13 protein-coding genes are annotated in these 13,103 nt (G+C 74.0%); 7 read left to right on the top strand and 6 right to left on the bottom strand.

Translation table 11 applies throughout. From position 1 onward, the window contains the following. Nucleotides 1–194 precede the first annotated feature (194 nt). Nucleotides 195–455 (top strand): hypothetical protein, encoded by a 261-nt coding sequence (locus ABT295_RS11370; protein ID WP_352394460.1) that lies wholly within the window; start codon nt 195–197, stop codon nt 453–455. 79 nt (nt 456–534) lie between these two features. On the opposite strand, the gene ABT295_RS11375 is transcribed toward ABT295_RS11370, so the two are convergent. Then, a complete protein-coding gene (locus ABT295_RS11375) occupies nt 535–1,680 on the bottom strand; it encodes an aminotransferase class I/II-fold pyridoxal phosphate-dependent enzyme (protein WP_352394721.1) in 1,146 nt (381 codons plus the stop codon). Nucleotides 1,681–1,831: 151 nt separating this feature from the next. Between ABT295_RS11375 and ABT295_RS11380 the strand changes: the two genes are divergently transcribed. The 3 genes from ABT295_RS11380 to ABT295_RS11390 all read left to right on the top strand — a co-directional run bounded on the left by ABT295_RS11380 (nt 1,832) and on the right by ABT295_RS11390 (nt 3,743). Beyond that, nucleotides 1,832–2,230, top strand: a complete 399-nt coding sequence (locus tag ABT295_RS11380) for a hypothetical protein (protein ID WP_352394461.1) — start codon at nt 1,832–1,834, stop codon at nt 2,228–2,230. 37 nt (nt 2,231–2,267) lie between these two features. Beyond that, nucleotides 2,268–2,795: a phosphoribosyltransferase gene (locus tag ABT295_RS11385; protein ID WP_352394462.1), complete on the top strand. Its 528-nt coding sequence runs from the start codon at nt 2,268–2,270 to the stop codon at nt 2,793–2,795. 75 nt (nt 2,796–2,870) lie between these two features. Continuing rightward, the gene (locus ABT295_RS11390) at nt 2,871–3,743 is read left to right on the top strand and encodes an LLM class F420-dependent oxidoreductase (protein WP_352394463.1); all 873 of its coding nucleotides are present in this window, start codon (nt 2,871–2,873) and stop codon (nt 3,741–3,743) included. Nucleotides 3,744–3,795: 52 nt separating this feature from the next. Here ABT295_RS11390 and ABT295_RS11395 read toward each other — a convergent pair whose 3' ends face one another. The 4 genes from ABT295_RS11395 to ABT295_RS11410 form a co-directional block, all read right to left on the bottom strand. Beyond that, nucleotides 3,796–4,767, bottom strand: a complete 972-nt coding sequence (locus ABT295_RS11395) for a DUF2705 family protein (protein WP_352394464.1) — start codon at nt 4,765–4,767, stop codon at nt 3,796–3,798. Beyond that, nucleotides 4,764–7,604, bottom strand: coding sequence for an alpha/beta fold hydrolase (locus ABT295_RS11400; protein ID WP_352394465.1), 2,841 nt, complete (start codon nt 7,602–7,604; stop codon nt 4,764–4,766). Before ABT295_RS11400 ends, ABT295_RS11395 begins: the two co-directional genes overlap by 4 nt. A 62-nt stretch (nt 7,605–7,666) precedes the next feature. Continuing rightward, on the bottom strand, nt 7,667–7,918 hold the full coding sequence (locus tag ABT295_RS11405; protein WP_352394466.1) for a hypothetical protein: 252 nt from the start codon (nt 7,916–7,918) through the stop codon (nt 7,667–7,669). Between the two features lie 4 nt (nt 7,919–7,922). Continuing rightward, a complete protein-coding gene (locus tag ABT295_RS11410) occupies nt 7,923–8,315 on the bottom strand; it encodes an ankyrin repeat domain-containing protein (RefSeq protein ID WP_352394467.1) in 393 nt (130 codons plus the stop codon). Between the two features lie 71 nt (nt 8,316–8,386). Here ABT295_RS11410 and tpx point away from each other — a divergent pair, with 71 nt between their 5' ends. Then, nucleotides 8,387–8,881: a thiol peroxidase gene (tpx, locus tag ABT295_RS11415; protein ID WP_352394468.1), complete on the top strand. Its 495-nt coding sequence runs from the start codon at nt 8,387–8,389 to the stop codon at nt 8,879–8,881. A 21-nt stretch (nt 8,882–8,902) separates the two neighbouring features. Here the strand turns inward: tpx and glpK are convergent, their stop codons facing one another. Beyond that, nucleotides 8,903–10,429 carry a glycerol kinase GlpK gene (gene glpK / locus ABT295_RS11420; protein WP_352394469.1) on the bottom strand — a complete coding sequence of 509 codons (1,527 nt, stop codon included), beginning with the start codon at nt 10,427–10,429 and terminating at the stop codon, nt 8,903–8,905. A gap of 48 nt (nt 10,430–10,477) precedes the next feature. On the opposite strand from glpK, the gene ABT295_RS11425 reads away from it, so the two are divergent. Together ABT295_RS11425 and ABT295_RS11430 are read left to right on the top strand one after the other, a co-directional pair. Further along, on the top strand, nt 10,478–11,314 hold the full coding sequence (locus tag ABT295_RS11425; RefSeq protein WP_352394470.1) for a lytic transglycosylase domain-containing protein: 837 nt from the start codon (nt 10,478–10,480) through the stop codon (nt 11,312–11,314). Nucleotides 11,315–11,364: 50 nt separating this feature from the next. After that, nucleotides 11,365–13,089, top strand: coding sequence for a glycerol-3-phosphate dehydrogenase/oxidase (locus tag ABT295_RS11430; protein ID WP_352394471.1), 1,725 nt, complete (start codon nt 11,365–11,367; stop codon nt 13,087–13,089). The last annotated feature ends 14 nt before the right edge of the window (nt 13,090–13,103 follow it).

Below are 13,103 nucleotides of genomic sequence, written 5' to 3' on the forward strand. Positions count from 1 at the left end.
ACCCCCGCGGCACCTCCGCGGGTCGAGGTGAGACGCCGGGACCAACGCCTCTGGCGCCCGCCGGCGGGTCCGGCGAGGCTGGAGGTGGACGAAAGGAGGTGAAGACGATGTCACAGCTCCTTGAGAGGCAAACTGTGCAGAGCGAGCGTGTTCCGAGGCTGTTCCGCAGCCGCACGGTGGACTACACGCTCCTGGTGGTCGGCGTCCTGGTCGCCGCCTTCGGTGCCTGGACCTACCTGGTGCCGGCCGGCTGGGTCCTCGCGGGCCTGAGCGCGGCCTGGTACCTCGGCAGCTGGATCGCCGGTGGTGTGCTGCTCACCGCAGGCTTCGGCCTGCTCGGTGCCAGCGTGCGTGACCGGTCCGGCTACTGGACCGCCGGCGCCGTGACGAGCCTGCTGCTCGCCACGCTGGCGCTGGCCGGCGCGGTGACCGCGGTGGTGCTGCTCGTCATCTGAGCACCTGCGGGGTCGGCCCGTGCGGGTCGAGGTGGTCGCACCTCGACCCGCTGGCCTGCCCGCCCAGCCCGCACCGCCCTCAGCGGGCGTGGAAGGCGGCGATCCGGTCGACGGCCTCGGCGACCGCCGTCGGGCCCGCCGCGAAGCTGAGCCGCACCGAGCGGCCGCCCGAGCGGTCGTCGAAGTCGCCCCCCGGCGTGATCGCGACGCCCGCCTCCTCGAGCAGGGCGCTCGCGTATGCCGCCGAGGACCCCCAGCGCTCCAGCCGGGGCCCGAGGTCGGCCCAGTAGTAGAAGGCACCGTCCGGCGGGGCCGACTCGCCCCACCCGAGGCGGTCGCTCTGCTCGAGCAGCAGCCTCCGCGTGCGCGCGAACTCCGCGACGGCCTCGTCGCACTCGCGGTAGGACTCCTCCGCGAAGGCCGACACGGCGGCATGCTGCGCCGGAGCGGGCGGGCACAGCGCGACGTTGCCGGCGAGCGCGTCGACGGCGCGCACGAGGTCGGCGGGCAGCAGCATCCAGCCGAGGCGCCAGCCGGTCATGCCCCAGTACTTGCTGAACGAGGAGAGCACGACGGCGCGGTCGTCGCTCTCCCACGCGCACACGCCACGGGGGTCGGCGGCACCGGGCTCGGGGTAGGTGACGCCGTGGTAGATCTCGTCGCTGACGAGCCGCACGCCGTTCGCGGCGCACCAGGCCGTGATCGCCGCGAGCTCGGCCCGGTCGACCATCGTGCCGGTCGGGTTCGCCGGCGAGGCGAGCACGAGCCCGGCGAGGGGGCCGCCCTCCAGCGCGGCGTCGAGGAGCTCCGGCGTCGGCTGGTAGCGGGTCTCGGGCCCGCAGTCGACCTCGACGACCTCGCAGCCGAGCGAGGAGAGGATGTTGCGGTAGGCGGGGTAGCCGGGGCGCGCGAGCGCCACCCGGTCGCCGGCCTCGAAGGCGGCGAGGAAGGCGAGCACGAAGCCGCCCGACGAGCCGGTCGTCACCGCGACGCGCGCGGGGTCGACGTCGAGGCCGTACCACCGCCCGTAGTGGGCCGCGATCTCGGCGCGCAGCTCACGGATGCCGAGCGCCGAGGTGTAGGTCAGGGCGCGGCCCGACCCGTGCAGCCGCGCGGCCGCCTCGGAGACGAGCCGCGGCGCACCGCCGGACGGCTCCCCCGCGCAGAGCGAGACGACGTCGCGCCCCTCGGCCCGGAGCACGGCGACGCGGTCGAGCACGTCCATCACCTGGAAGGGCGGCACCTGCGAGCGTCGCGACGGGGAGAGCGGTCGGCGGGCGGAGGTCACCCGGCCAGTCTCGCGCACCAGGCCCGCGCCCGCGTCGCGAGGTACGGTGGCGCCACCCGGAGCACGAGCCGCAGTCGAGGAGCCCACGGTGCGACAGACCCACCCGACCGGCCCGGTCGACGGCGAGCTCGTCGGCGTCTACCACGCGGAGGGCAGCCTCCTCGGGGAGCTGCGGTACGCCTACGGCCGCCTCCGCGGCAACACGCACTGCGCGCTCTGCGACATCACCCACGCCACGGTGCGTCGCAAGCCGGAGTGGGACGCCCTCGTCGGCCGCCTCGAGCGGCCCGTCCGGCTCGTGCACCTCGACGAGATGGACGACGAGGTGACGGCGGCGGTGGCGGCGTCCGGTTCGCCCGTCGTGCTCGTCCGTCGCGGAGGCACCCTCGTGCCGGCGCTCGGCCCGGCTGCCCTCGACGACGTGGCGGGCTCGGTCACCGCCTTCGAGACCGTGCTCCGGCAGGCCCTGGCCGACCTCGACACGTGAAACACGGCGTTCACGCGACGTCGATACCCTGCTGCCCATGACGATCGCGCACCACGCAGACTCCTCCACGCTCACCGACAAGGAGGTGCTGACGTGGGACGGCTTCGGCGACGCGGTCCGCGAGCTCGCGACGCTCGTCGCCGACTCGAGCTTCCGCCCCGAGATCCTCGTCGCCGTGGCGCGCGGCGGCCTCATCCCCGGCGGCGGCCTCTCCTACGCCCTCGGCATCAAGCTCACGGATGCCATCAACGTCGAGTTCTACACCGACGTGGAGGAGACCCTCCCCGACCCGGTGCTGCTCGCGCCGCACCTCGACACCGAGAGCATCAAGGGCCGCCGCATCCTCGTCGTCGACGACGTCGCCGACTCGGGCCGCACCCTCGCCCTCGTGCTCGACCTGCTCCAGCAGCACGGCGCCGAGGCCCGCAGCGCCGTGCTCTACGGCAAGCCGCGCTCGATCGTCGCCCCCGACTACGTGTGGCGCGAGACCGACCGGTGGATCGTCTTCCCCTGGTCCGCGCAGCCGCCCGTGTCGGGCGCGCAGGTCGCCCCCGCCGAGGACTGACCGCCGGGGCGCTGACCCCCGTCCCCTGACGCTCGCACGCCGCGGCGCCCAGCGAGCAGACGTATGGTGCGAGACATGGACCTCGGACTGCACATCAGCAACTTCACGTGGAGCGGCGGCTCCGCCTCCTTCGTCGACGACCTCCGGCGCACCGCGAAGACGGCCGAGGACGTCGGCTTCACCAAGCTCTCGGTCATGGACCACGTGTGGCAGATCGGGATGATCGGCCCGCCCGAGCACGAGATGCTCGAGGCCTACACGACGCTCGGCTACCTCGCCGCCGTCACCGAGCGGGTGCAGCTGCTGGCCTGGGTCACGGCCGCCGTCTACCGCGAGCCGGGCCTGCTCGCCAAGGAGGTCACGACCCTCGACGTGCTCTCGCGGGGCCGCGCCATGCTCGGCATCGGGGCGGCCTGGAACGAGGAGGAGTCGGTCGGCCTCGGCCTGCCGTTCCCGCCGACCGCCGAGCGGTTCGAGCGCCTCGAGGAGACGCTTCAGATCTGCCTGCAGATGTGGAGCGACGACGACGGGCCGTATGCCGGCACGCACTACCAGCTCGGCCGCACCCTCAACTCGCCGCAGTCGGTCCAGCGCCCGCACCCGCCGATCCTCATCGGTGGCGGTGGCGAGAAGAAGACGCTGCGGATGGTCGCGCAGTACGCGCAGGCCTGCAACCTCTTCGACAGCCCCGACCTCGCGCACAAGCTCGACGTCCTGCGCGGCCACTGCGAGGCCGTCGGCCGCGACTACGACGAGATCGAGAAGACCGTCATGGGCCGCATCGACCCCGGCACCGGCGGCTCGAACGTCGACGCGACCCTGGAGCACCTGCGCGAGCTCGCCGCGCTCGGCGTGACGCACCTGCAGACCGGTGTCGCCGACGGGTCGAGCACCGACTGGCTCGAGCTCGTCGGCGAGCGGATCATCCCCGAGGCCGCGAAGTTCTGAACCGGGCGGCCCCGAGGAGCGACGGTCGTCCGACGGCCTCCGCGGGCCGGCGTCAGCTGAGGATGTCGGAGCGGCGGAACCGGCGGTAGGCGAGCATCGTGAACGCCACGGCCCAGACGAGGGCCCACAGCGCGCCGTGCAGCATGTCGGTCCAGTCGGGGCTGACGGCGAGGGCGTCCTGCCACGCCCGGGAGTAGTGCCCGGGGAAGGCGTTGCGGTACGGGTCGAGTGCGTCGAGCTGGTCGAGGATGCCGAGCAGGATGCTGACGAGCACCGCGCCGCCGACCGCGGCCAGCGGCGCGTCGGAGCGGGTGCCGATCCAGAACGCGATGGCCGCGATGGGCAGGAGCGTCACGAAGATGTAGCCCATCGCCAGGGCGAGCCGCGGCAGGAACTGCGCCCACGAGAGGTTCTCGCCGAGGGGGTTCGTCAGCGGGTCCCAGCCGTAGGCGATGCCGCCGACGAGCAGCCCCCACGCCGGCAGCAGGACCGTCGCGAGCAGCGTCGAGGCGATGCCGACGACGAGCTTGCTCGTCAGCAGCCGCGCCCGGCGCACCGGGGCGACGAGCAGGTAGCGCAGCGACGACCACGACGCCTCGGCCGGCACGGCGTCGCCGCAGAAGAGCGCGGCGAGCAGCACGAGCAGCAGCTCGCTCGCGAGGAAGACGAGCACGAGGCTGAAGTTCGCGGCGCCGCTCTGGGCGAGGTCGAAGATCCGGGTGGACGCTCCCCCGCGGCCGTTGTTCGACCGCTCGCCGAACGCGAAGGCGCCGACGAGGACGAGCGGCAGCGCGAGCAGCAGGCCGAAGGCCCACGTCGTGCGCCGCCGGCCCCACTGGCGGCGCACCTCGGAGCGCCACGAGAGCGGGTCGCGCACCTGGTGCGGGACGGCGTCCGCGCCGCCGGTGGGCTCGATGACGTCGAGCAGGGCCTCGCCGGGCACCGGCTCGTCGGCCGCGCCCATCGGGGTGTGATTCGCCGGGGTGTGGTTCGCCGGGGTGTGGTTCGTCGGGGTCTGGCTCATCGGGCGCGCACCTGCCTCAGTCGTTCGACGAGCGAGCTGCCCTCGTCGCCGGGCTCACCCGGTGCGCCGCCGCCGGCCGCCGAGGAGATGACCCCGAGGAAGACCTCCTCGAGGTGGCGCCGGCTGCTGACGCCCACGACGGGCAGGCCGGCGGCCACGGCCGCGGCCACGACCTCGGCGCGACCGCGGTCGTGCGTCACGACGACGCGGGTCGGGGTGTCGACGCGCGCCTCCGTGATGCCGTCGGCGGCCTCGAGCGCGTGCACGCCGGCCGCCACGACGGCCGGCTCGGTGTGCTCGGGCAGGTCGAGGATCGTCATGTCGTCGCTGTCGACGAGCTCGGCGACGGGGCCCGCGGTGATGACGCGCCCGGCGTGCATGACGACGACGTGGGTGCACGTCATCTCGACCTCGGCGAGCAGGTGGCTCGACACGACGACGGTGCGTCCCGTCTCGGCGTACCGGCGCAGGATCGGGCGCATGGCCGCGATCTGCGGCGGGTCGAGGCCGTTCGTCGGCTCGTCGAGGATGAGCAGCTCGGGCAGCCCGAGCATCGCCTGCGCGATGCCGAGCCGCTGGCGCATGCCCTGGCTGTAGGACTTGACCGGGCGGTCGACGGCGCCGCCGAGCGCCGCGACGTCGAGCGCCTCGTCGAAGTGGGCGTCCGCGGGCGAGCGGCCCGTGGCGGACCAGTAGGCCTCGAGGTTCTGGCGGCCGGTGAGGTGCGGCAGGAAGCCGGGTCCCTCGATGAGGGCACCGACCCGCGCGAGCACCGACGACCCGGCCGAGACCGGCTCGCCGAGCACGTGCACCGTGCCCGAGTCGGACGAGATGAGGCCCATCACCATGCGCATCGTCGTCGTCTTGCCGGCGCCGTTGGGGCCGAGCAGCCCGACGACCTGCCCCTTCTCGGCCCGCCAGGTGACGTCGTCGACGGCCCGGTGACCGTCGGCATACGTCTTGACGAGCCCCTCGACGACGAGGGGCACGTCGGCGAGGTCGGGCCGCGACGGCAGGTGCCGGCGGCGCCGGCGGCGCACGAGGGCGCCGACGAGGGCCGCGAGGAGGAGCAGCACGAGGGCGCCGGCGGCGAGCAGCGTCTCGACGTCGAGCCCCGCGGCGACGGCGCCGCCCGACACGGCCGTGCCGACCGCGACCGGCAGCGTGAGCGCCGACGCGTCGGAGATGCGGATGCCGCTCGGCACCCGCGAGTTGGAGAACGTCGACTCGGTGCTCGTCAGCAGCACGCGCCACCGGGTGCCGGCCGGCAGGTCGTAGACGGCGGCGGGCAGCGAGATCGTCACCGGGGTGGGTCGGCCCGGCGTCACGGCCACGCGGACCGGTGCGACGAGCGGGTTGGTCAGCGTCACCGACCCGCCGGTCACGCGCCAGACGGAGGCGAAGAGCGTCGCGTCCTGCGTGTCGGAGGTGACGGTGAGGCGCAGCGTCGGCGAACCGACGACGGTCGCCGCCTCGCCCGTCGGCTGGGTGTCGAGCGCCGCGGACTGCCCCGGCAGGGCGGCGATCTGGTACGTCGAGAGGCTGATGCCGAGGGCGGCGAGCCCGGGCACCGCGATGAGCGACGCGGGCTGGCCGCCGGGCGGGTGCACGAGCGAGCCGGAGGTCGTCGAGAGCGGCAGCGAGCGCGTCTGCAGGGACGCCCCCGACAGGCCCGGGTATGCCGGCAGCGTGTGGAGCGTGGTCGGCTGACCCGGGCGCGTGGCGGGCGTGCCGTAGGTGAACGCCGCCGTCGGCAGGCCGGACCCGCCGCTCCCGGCCGGGCCCTTGTCGCGGACGTAGTGGTCGAGCCACGCGTACGAGGCGTCGAGCTCCTCGGCCTCGTGGGTGCTCGGGGCGTCGTGGCCGCCGTCGCTCCACCGGACGGCATACGGCACGTCGGCGGCGGCGAGCGCCGACGCGTTGGCATCGGCCTGGTCGAGGCCGAAGAGCGAGTCGCCGACGCCCTGCACGAGGAAGGTCGGGGCGGTGACGGCGTTCATCGTCGGCTTGGGGCTGTGCGCGCGGAGCAGCGCCGTCAGCTCGGCGCTGGGCGAGCCGCTCTCCGAGGCCTGCACGAAGAGCCGGCAGATCGTCGGGTCGAAGCGGCCGCAGCGGGCCGCGTCCGCGCCGCCGCCCGCACTCCCACCGCGCAGCGCGGAGAGGAAGAAGTTCGTGGCCCACACCTGCTTGAACGGCCCGGGCGTCGCGACGGGTGCGCGACCGGCCGCGGTGGTCGGCGGCGCCGTGACGGCGGCCTGCGGGAAGAACGCGTCGGCCAAGTCGTTCCACGTGATGGCCGAGACGACGCCGTCGACGCGCCGGTCGGCGCCGGCGAGCATGAGGCCGAGCGCGCCGCCGTACGACGCGCCCATGACGCCCGCACGCGGGTCGCCGGCCGCGTCGAGCTCGACGTCCGACCGCTTCGCGGCGAGGTCGAGCAGCGCGCGCGCGTCGGCGATCTCGTATGCCGGGTCGTTGAGGTGGATGCGGCCGCCGGACTTCCCGTGTCCGCGCGCGCTCCACGTGACGACGACGTAGCCGCGGTCGTGCAGCTCGGCGGCCTGCGTCGCCATCGAGTCCTTGGTGCCGCCGAAGCCGTGCGCGAGCAGGGCGACGGGGTGCCTGCCGCTCGGCTGCGGCCACACGGAGACGTCGAGCCGCACGGCGGTGCCGTCGGGCTCGGCGCCGACCGGCACCGCGACGACCTCCGGCGTGGCGGCGTCGGCGGCCGGCAGGACGGCCGGGTGGGCGGGAGTCGCGACGGCAGCAGGCGCGGGCGCCACCGCGAGGCTCGTGCCGACGACGAGCGCGGCGAGGAGGGGGGCCCGGACCGACATGCCCACATCACATCACGGCGAGGTGGTTGAACCGTCAGCGACTGTCCAGCGTTGGACGGCGCTCAGTCGCGCGAGAGGCGCTGCTCCAGCAGGTAGGCGACGACGATGCACACGACGAGCACCATCCCCGGGGGCAGGAACCGCGCGGCGCCCTCGAGCCGGAGCCAGGCATACGGGGCGACGGTGAACTCGAAGAGGGAGAGGTCGAGCAGGTAGCGCACGATCGGCAGCACCCCGAAGACGAGCCCGACGGCGCCGACGAGGTTGATGACGAAGCGGGTGCGCGCCCCGGGGTCGGGCTGCTGCGGCGTCACCACCTCAGGCCTCCCCGTCGATGAGGTGCGCCTGCCCGAAGAGGGCGGCCGTCTCGCGGGCCGTCGGCGAGCCCGCGTCGAGGTCGGCGCCGGCGGCGACGAGCGCCCGCACGACCTCGTCCTCGCCCTTGAACATGGCCCCGGCGACGGGCGACTGGTCACGGTCGTTGCGCCGGTCGACGTCGGCGCCGCGACCCACGAGGCAGGCCACCGTGTCGAGGTGGCCGTGGTAGGCCGCGAGCATGAGCAGCGTGTTGCCGGCGTGGTCCTGCAGGTCGAGCGGCAGCCCGTGGTCGAGGAACGACACGAGGTCGTCGGTGCGGCCGTCGCGCGCCATGTCCATGGCCACCGCGACGATCTGCTCCTGCTGCTCCGGGGTCAGCGGCGACTCGCTCATGCCCCAACCCTAGGGCGCCCGCGACGGGCGCCGGTTTCGCGGTCGCACCCGGAGCGTGTTGGATGAGGGCCATGGCCACGACCCTTCTCGGAGACACCACCGTGCTCACCGTCGGCGAGCTGCCGGCCGTGGGCTCGCCCGCACCGGCGTTCACGCTGACCGGCGCCGACCTGCGCGACGACGTGACGCTGTCCACCGGCACGCGCACGGTGCTCAACATCTTCCCCAGCGTCGACACCGGCGTCTGCGCCGCGAGCGTGCGCCGGTTCAACGAGCTCGCGGCCGGCCTCGAGAACGCGACCGTCGTCTGCGTCTCGGCCGACCTGCCCTTCGCGCTGGGTCGCTTCTGCGGGGCCGAGGGCATCGAGAACGTCGTCACGGCGTCCTCGTTCCGCTCGAGCTTCGGCTACGACTACGGCGTGCGGATGGAGAACGGCGGCTTCGCCGGCCTGCTCGCGCGCGCGGTCGTCGTCATCGACGCCGACGGCACCGTCACCCACACCGAGCTCGTGCCGGCCATCGGCCAGGAGCCCGACTACGACACAGCCGTCGCCGCCCTGGGCTGAGTCCGGCCCGCCCTTCACCCCTCAGGGGGTGTCGTCGTCGACCCAGTCGAGGGTGCGCTGCACGGCCTTCTTCCAGGTGCGGAAGAGGCGCTCGCGCTCCGGCTCCGGCAGCTGCGGGCTCCACCGGCGGTCCTCGCCCCAGTTCTCGCGGATCTCCTCGGTGCCGGCCCAGTAGCCGACGGCGAGGCCCGCGGCGTAGGCCGCGCCCAGGGCGGTGGTCTCGGCCACCACCGGGCGCACGACGTCGACGCCGAGGATGTCGGCCTGGAACTGCATGAGGGTCTCGTTGACGACCATGCCGCCGTCGACGCGCAGCTCGGTGAGCGGCACGCCCGAGTCGGCGTTCATCGCCTCGAGCACCTCACGGGTCTGGAACGCCGTGGCCTCCAGGGCCGCCCGGGCGATGTGGCCCTTGTTGACGAAGCGCGTCAGGCCGACGAGCGCGCCGCGCGCGTCGGGGCGCCAGTGGGGGGCGAAGAGGCCGGAGAAGGCGGGCACGAAGTAGGCGCCGCCGTTGTCGTCGACGCTCGCGGCGAGCGCCTCGACCTCCTTGGCGTCGTGGATGAGGCCGAGGTTGTCGCGCAGCCACTGCACGAGCGAGCCGGTCACGGCGATCGACCCCTCGAGCGCGTAGACCGGCGCGGCGTCGCCGAGCTGGTAGCAGACGGTCGTCAGCAGGCCGTTCGCCGAGGCGACGATCTCCTCGCCCGTGTTGAGCAGCATGAAGTTGCCGGTGCCGTAGGTGTTCTTCGCCGTGCCGACGTCGAGGCACGCCTGCCCGAAGGTGGCGGCCTGCTGGTCGCCGAGGATGCCCGCGACGGGCACGTCGATGAGGATGCCGGGCTTGCACGTGCCGTAGACCTCGGAGGACGAGCGGATCTCCGGGAGCATCGCGAGCGGGATGCCGAGGGCCGCGGCGGCGTCGGCGTCCCAGTCGAGGGTGCGCAGGTCCATGAGCAGGGTGCGCGAGGCGTTCGTGACGTCGGTGACGTGGATGCCCTCGTCGGCCGCGCCACCGGTGAGGTTCCAGAGCAGCCAGGTGTCCATCGTGCCGAAGAGCAGCTCGCCGGCCTCGGCCCGCTCCTGCGCGCCGTCGACGTGGTCGAGGATCCAGCGGGCCTTGGGGCCGGCGAAGTACGTCGCGAGGGGCAGACCGGTCACGTCCTTGAACCGGTCGGTGCCGCCGTCGCGGGCCAGCTCGTCGCAGATCGCCTGCGTGCGGGTGTCCTGCCACACGATCGCGTGGTGGATCGGGGTGCCGGTGGCACGGTCCCAGACCACGGTGGTCTCGCGCTGGTTCGTAATGCCGACGGCGGCGACGTGGGTGGCGTTGAGGTTCGCCTTGCCGAGCGCCCCGCCGACGACGAGCCGGGTGTTCTCCCAGATCTCCATCGCGTCGTGCTCGACCCAGCCCGCGCGGGGGAAGATCTGTCGGTGCTCCTGCTGGTCGACGGCCACGACCCGGCCGCTCCGGTCGAAGACCATGGCCCGGGTGCTCGTCGTCCCCTGGTCGATCGCCACGACATGGCTGCGCTGCTGCGTCGGCATGACGCAGACCGTACTCGCACGCCGTCGTGACGGCCTACAGTCGATGGCATGGCGAGCCGACGCGTCGGGTGCGGCCGAGCCCTCGCGGCAGGGGTGGCGGCGGCGCTGCTGTGCGCGGGCGTCGGGCCACCGTCCGCGCAGGCGGCGAGCGGCCCCGCTGCGGGCACCGGCACCGTCGGCACCATCGGCACCGTTGCGGTCGCGGCGGTCGCGCCGATGCTGCAGCGCCTCGAGGCGGCGGCCGGGTCGGTCGTGGCCTCGCGGCTCGAGCCCGGCGGGCGACCCACCGAGGGCCGCACCGACTGGACGCCGCCCACCGACCTCCGGGTGCCGTCGCTGCCCCCGACGCCGGGCACCGCGGGCGGTCGGGCGCTGACGAAGTACGAGGTCGTCGGCAACGCGTACGCCTCGGCGGTCACCCGGCTGGGCGCCCGCTGCCACCTGCCCTACATGCTCCTCGCGGCCGTCAACGAGGTCGAGTCGAGCTCGCTCCGAGGCCGGAGCCTCGACGCCCGGCACCGCGTCGTGCCCCCGGTCATCGGCCCGGCCCTGTCGGGCGGTCGCTTCGCCGCGATCCGCGACACCGACGGCGGCCGGCTCGACGGCGACCCCGTCTGGGACCGCGCGGTCGGGCCGATGCAGTTCATCCCGGCGACGTGGCGGGTCTGGGGTGCCGACGGCAACGGCGACGGCGTCGCCGACCCGCAGAACGTCGAGGACGCCGTGCTCGCGGCGGGCCGCTACCTGTGCGCGGGCGGGCGCGACCTGTCGCGCCGGGCCGACATGGAGGCGGCGATCCTGTCCTACAACCACTCCCGGCGCTACCTCGACACCGTGCTCGGCCTCTACGACGCCGTCACCGCCGGACTCGTCGCCGGCCCCTGACCCACGCTGGCTAGAGTGGGCCCTCTCGGCAGCGACGTGAAGGGGAAGCGATGACCAGCCCAGTGCGCCTCGACGAGGACTACCGGAAGCAGGCGTGGAAGCGCCTGTCCACCAAGCACTTCGACGTGCTCGTCGTCGGCGGCGGCGTGACGGGTGGCGGGGTGGCCCTCGACGCGGCCACGCGTGGCCTCTCGACGGCCCTCGTGGAGCAGCGCGACTTCGGGTCGGGCACGTCGTCGCGCTCGTCCAAGCTCTTCCACGGCGGCCTGCGCTACCTCGAGCAGATGAACTTCGACCTCGTGCGCGAGGCGCTCAAGGAGCGCGAGCTCATGCTGAGCCGCATCGCCCCGCACCTCGTCAAGCCCGTGTCGTTCCTCTACCCGCTCACCAACCGCGGCTGGGAGCGCCCCTACGTCACGGCCGGCCTCACCCTCTACGACTCGATGGGCGGCGCACGCTCGGTGCCCCGGCACAAGCAGCTGACCCGCACCGGTGCGCTCAAGCTCGCGCCGGCCCTGCGGCGCGACGCCCTGACCGGCGGGCTGCTCTACTACGACGCCCAGGCCGACGACGCCCGGCACACGCTGACGACGGTCCGCACCGCGGCGGCATACGGGGCCACGGTCGTGGCCTCGGCCCGCGTCGTCGAGCTGCTCCGGGCGGGCGAGCGCGTCGTCGGCGCCCTCGTCGAGGACGTCGAGACGGGCGAGCGCACCGAGGTGCGCGCCTCCGTCGTCATCAACTGCACCGGCGTGTGGACCGACGACATCCAGACGATGGCCGGCGGCCGGGGCCGCTTCCACGTGCGCGCGAGCAAGGGCGTGCACATCGTCGTCGCGCGCGACCGGATCAACTCCGAGACCGGCCTCATCCTGCGCACCGAGAAGTCGGTCCTCTTCGTCATCCCGTGGGGCACCCACTGGATCGTCGGCACGACCGACACGGACTGGGAGCTCGACCGCGCCCACCCCGCCGCGACCCGCGCCGACATCGACTACATCCTCGAGCACATCAACACCGTGCTCAAGGTGCCGCTGACGCACGACGACATCCAGGGTGTGTACGCCGGCCTGCGCCCCCTGCTCTCCGGCGAGAGCGAGGACACGAGCCAGCTCTCCCGCGAGCACGCGGTCGCGCGCCCGCAGCCCGGGCTCATCTCCATCGCGGGCGGCAAGTACACGACGTACCGCGTGATGGCGGCCGACGCCGTCGACGCGGCGCGCGAGGACGTCGGCGGCGACGTGTCCGACAGCGTCACCGAGTTCATCCCGCTCTCGGGCGCCGAGGGCTACGTCGCGCTCGTCAACCAGATCGACCGCCTCGCGCGGCACCAGGACCTGCCCGTCTGGCGGATCACCCACCTGCTCGAGCGCTACGGCTCGCTCGTCCACGAGCTCTTCGCCCTCGCCGAGGACGACCGCTCGCTCTACGAGCCGCTGCCCGGCGCCGAGGAGTACCTCAAGGTCGAGGCGCTGTATGCCGCCACGCACGAGGGAGCGCTGCACCTCGACGACGTGCTCGCGCGCCGCACCCGCATCTCCATCGAGACCCCGAGCCGCGGCGTCGACAGCGCCCGGGCGGCGGCCGAGATCGTGGCGCCGGCCCTCGGCTGGGACGAGGCGCGCGTCGAGGCCGAGGTGGCCGGCTACGTCGCCCGCGTCGAGGCCGAGCTCGAGTCGCAGAAGGAGCTCGCCGACTCCGAGGCGAACGCCGAGCGGCTGAGCGCCCCCGACGCACGGCGCATCCCGGTGAGCCGCGCGCCCGAGCTGTCCTGAGTCCTCGGCCCGCG

This window comes from Terrabacter sp. NPDC000476, assembly GCF_040300125.1.
Classification (GTDB): Bacteria; Actinomycetota; Actinomycetes; order Actinomycetales; family Dermatophilaceae; genus Terrabacter.

Coding starts and splice junctions, on each gene's coding strand:
- tpx (WP_352394468.1), top strand. CDS start 8,387: ATGGCCACGACCCTTCTCGGAGACACCACCGTGCTCACCGTCGGCGAG.
- ABT295_RS11375 (WP_352394721.1), bottom strand. CDS start 1,680: ATGGACGTGCTCGACCGCGTCGCCGTGCTCCGGGCCGAGGGGCGCGAC.
- ABT295_RS11430 (WP_352394471.1), top strand. CDS start 11,365: ATGACCAGCCCAGTGCGCCTCGACGAGGACTACCGGAAGCAGGCGTGG.
- ABT295_RS11395 (WP_352394464.1), bottom strand. CDS start 4,767: ATGAGCCAGACCCCGACGAACCACACCCCGGCGAACCACACCCCGGCG.
- ABT295_RS11390 (WP_352394463.1), top strand. CDS start 2,871: ATGGACCTCGGACTGCACATCAGCAACTTCACGTGGAGCGGCGGCTCC.
- ABT295_RS11400 (WP_352394465.1), bottom strand. CDS start 7,604: ATGTCGGTCCGGGCCCCCCTCCTCGCCGCGCTCGTCGTCGGCACGAGC.
- ABT295_RS11425 (WP_352394470.1), top strand. CDS start 10,478: ATGGCGAGCCGACGCGTCGGGTGCGGCCGAGCCCTCGCGGCAGGGGTG.
- ABT295_RS11410 (WP_352394467.1), bottom strand. CDS start 8,315: ATGAGCGAGTCGCCGCTGACCCCGGAGCAGCAGGAGCAGATCGTCGCG.
- glpK (WP_352394469.1), bottom strand. CDS start 10,429: ATGCCGACGCAGCAGCGCAGCCATGTCGTGGCGATCGACCAGGGGACG.
- ABT295_RS11385 (WP_352394462.1), top strand. CDS start 2,268: ATGACGATCGCGCACCACGCAGACTCCTCCACGCTCACCGACAAGGAG.